The 3,094-nt window shown below is 65.8% G+C and carries 3 protein-coding genes; all 3 read left to right on the forward strand.

Annotated elements, in window-relative coordinates; all coding sequences use genetic code 11:
- Positions 1–1,841 (forward strand): hypothetical protein (locus Q0C42_RS21585; protein ID WP_295081164.1); only part of this gene is annotated, 1,841 nt, incomplete at its 5' end.
- On the forward strand, positions 1,841–2,503 hold the full coding sequence (locus tag Q0C42_RS21590; RefSeq protein ID WP_295081166.1) for a hypothetical protein: 663 nt from the start codon (positions 1,841–1,843) through the stop codon (positions 2,501–2,503). The genes Q0C42_RS21585 and Q0C42_RS21590, both read left to right, overlap by 1 nt.
- A gap of 4 nt (positions 2,504–2,507) precedes the next feature.
- Positions 2,508–3,094 (forward strand): hypothetical protein (locus Q0C42_RS21595; protein WP_295081169.1); only part of this gene is annotated, 587 nt, incomplete at its 3' end.

Consider the following 3,094-nt stretch of genomic DNA (forward strand, 5'->3'; position numbering starts at 1 on the left):
CCCAGGTTGTGCAAGTTATCGGCCCGATGGGTGCTGCGGGCGCAGTTGGGGCGTTGAAAGCGGCTTTCCTTCAGCTTCTCAATCCCATCAATCTCGTAACCCTCGGGGTGATTGCCGCTGCGGGGTATACCCTTCAATGGCTGACGGGCGCGGCCGACGAGACGATGAGCTTCGCCGACAGCGTGGACCAGCTTTCCGACCGGGCCGACAGTTATGTCCGTGCCATCGGGCGCGCCCGCCTATCGACCGCCGAGCTGCGCGGGGAGTTCGGCGAGTCCAGCCGCGAAATTCGAAAGCTACTGCGGGACATGGCGGAACTTGAGTTGCGCGAGACACAGCGTGCAGCACGCCAAGCATCCGACAACCTTCAGGCCCAGATCGGCATATTCGATGGCCCTGAGTTCGGAGTGGGCAACCAGAAGAACCTGGCTGATATGTTCGACCTCAGCATCTGGTCCAGTGAAGCTCGGCGCGAAATCAACACTGTGCTTGCTGCGTTCCAGCAGCTGGACAGCGCAGGCACACTTGATGAGCAAATCGCCGCCGCAGAGAGCCTGAAGGCCAAATTCACCGAAGCCGCGATGGCGTCCGGCGAGATATCCGCCGCCGAGGATGCGGTGCTTGCGCCGCTCAACGAAATGATCGCCAGCCTCGTCCGTGTGCGTGAAGAGCAGGCCGGTACCGCTGATGAGGTCGTACGCACCAAGACAGAGGCAAACGGGCTTTCAAACATCCTCACGTCGATCGTGGGTGATCTGGACCGAGCCGACGGAACCAACCTAGTTGCCGCATTCGAGTCCGCTGTTCCTGCCGCCGCCAAGCTTCTCGGCATGGCACAGGGCATCATCGCCACTATCAGTTCAGCGGGTCAGTTCGCTTCGGCGCAGCAGAAGCTAGCTGCGGATGGCAAGGTCTACTCCGGCCGGGGGGGTGATCCACGCACCGCAAACCAGGAAGGCTATGGTCGGTTCGTCTACAGCGGACCAAGCCTGGACGCATTCAACAATCCCATCGTTCCAGGCAAGGGTGCCGGTGGCGGCGGCGGCGGGGCGGCCCGCGACGAGGCCAATGCGCTGCAGGAGCTGATCGCCAGCCTCGAGGGCGAGATCGAGGCGCTGCGCGTCCAGGATCCCATCCAGCAGGAGCTGTTGAAGCACCGCGAGGCTCTCGCCGGGGCGACCGAGGCGGAGAAGCAGAAGGTTGAGGAGCTGATCGCGGTCCGTGAGCGCGAGTCGGCGGCGCTGGAAGGAGCCAAGGCCCGGCGCGAGTTCTTCGAGGATCTGGGGAACAACGCGCTGGAAGCCCTGATCGTCAAGGGCGAGTCCTTTAACGACGTCTTGAAGAACATCGCCAGCAGCCTGATCCAGGCAGGCATTCAGGCGGCACTTTTCGGGTCCGGTCCCTTCGGCGACTTGTTCGGCGGCAAGTCGATTCTGTCCTCGATTTTTCCGGCGCTGGGGGCCAAGGCCGATGGCGGGATCATCAACGGCCCCGGTACCGGTCGGTCGGACAGCATCCTGACCCGCCTGTCGAACGGCGAGTTCGTCGTCAATGCCAAGGCCACGGCGCGCAACCGGCACCTCTTGGAGGCAATCAACGCAGGCGGCCTGCCGGGCTATGCCACGGGCGGCATGGTGGGCGGCGACAACCGCCGGACGGCAGGGCGCAGCATGGGCGGCGGGCCTTCCACCCTTGTCGTCGATGTGCGCGGCGCGCAGGGCAACACCGAGATCCAGGAGATGGTCAGGCGGGGCGTTCAGACCGGGTTGCAGCTTTATGACCGCGAGGCGTTGCCTCGGTCGGTCCAGCGCGTCTCGGCCGACGCAAAGCGGGTGAACTGATGCCTCTGAGCTATCCCTTGCCACTGGCCACCTTCGCCGACAGCCTTCTGGTCGCAGAGGCGTCCTGCGAGTTGCCCGAGCAGCTGGCTCAGTCTCGCACGGCTGGGGGCGAGCAGCTGACCGCCGACCTGGCCGAGCGGCTTTGGACCGGACGGATCAACATTGGAGCTCAGCAACGCCACGAGGTCGGCGTTCAAGAGGTCCTGGTCTCGCTTCTGGGTCAGGCGGGCCGCACCTTCCTGATGTATGACCGCCGCCGCCCGAACCCGCTACTGGACCCCACCGGGTCGATCCTGGGCGCGGCCAGCGTCACGATCCTGGCCCTGGGTGGCGACCCGCGCGAGCTTTCCCTGACCGGCCTGCCGGTTGGCTACACGTTGAGCCGGGGCGACTACCTGTCCTTTGCCTATACCTCGCTGGCCGTGTCGCGCCAGGCGCTGCACCGGGTGGTGGATGCGACAGTGGTGGCAAACGGGTCGGGCCAGACGGCGCTGTTCGAGGTCGAGCCCTTCATCCGCCCCGGTGCCGTGACCGGCGCGGCCGTCACCCTGCGCAAGGCTTTTTGCAAGGCGGTCAAGGTCGCCGGGTCCGGGACACCCAACACCGGTCGATCCAGCCTGTCTGAAGGCCTGGGCTTCGACTGGGTCCAGAGCCTGAGGTAGCCCCATGCGCAGCTTCGACGCCCCCACCTTGGCCCAGTTTCAGAACCGCGCTGCCCTGTCGGCGCGCATCCTGGTCTGGGCCGTCGCCCGCAACCGCACCACAGGACTTGAGGAAAGCCTCGGGCTCTGGACCGGGGCGCAGGACCGCAGCTTCACGATTGCCGGCAACGCCCGAACCTACGCTGGCGCCGGGTCGATCATGGAGATCCCGCCCATCGTGTCGCAGTCGGGCATCGCGGTCCGAATGCAGCGGATCAGCCTGTCGCCCCTCTCGCCCGAAGTGGCGGCGCTGATCCGGACCTACGACGCCCGCTTCGCCCGGATCGAGATCCACCGCGCGCTGTTCGACCCCGTGACCGGCCTGCTGGTGGCTGAGCCGCACCGTTTGTTCAAGGGCATCATCGACGAGGTCGCGCTGCCGATCGACCCGAAGACCGGCGAGGTGCGCTGCGACGTCACGATGGCATCGTCGGCGCGCTACCTGACCCGGACGCTGCCCCTGAAACGATCCGACGCAACCCAGCAGCGCCGATCCGGAGACCGCTTCCTGCGCTACGTCGATGTCTCGGGCGAGGTCGATGTGTATTGGGG

Origin of the sequence: Tabrizicola sp. (genome assembly GCF_022842145.1) — a bacterium.
Lineage (GTDB): Bacteria > Pseudomonadota > Alphaproteobacteria > Rhodobacterales > Rhodobacteraceae > Tabrizicola.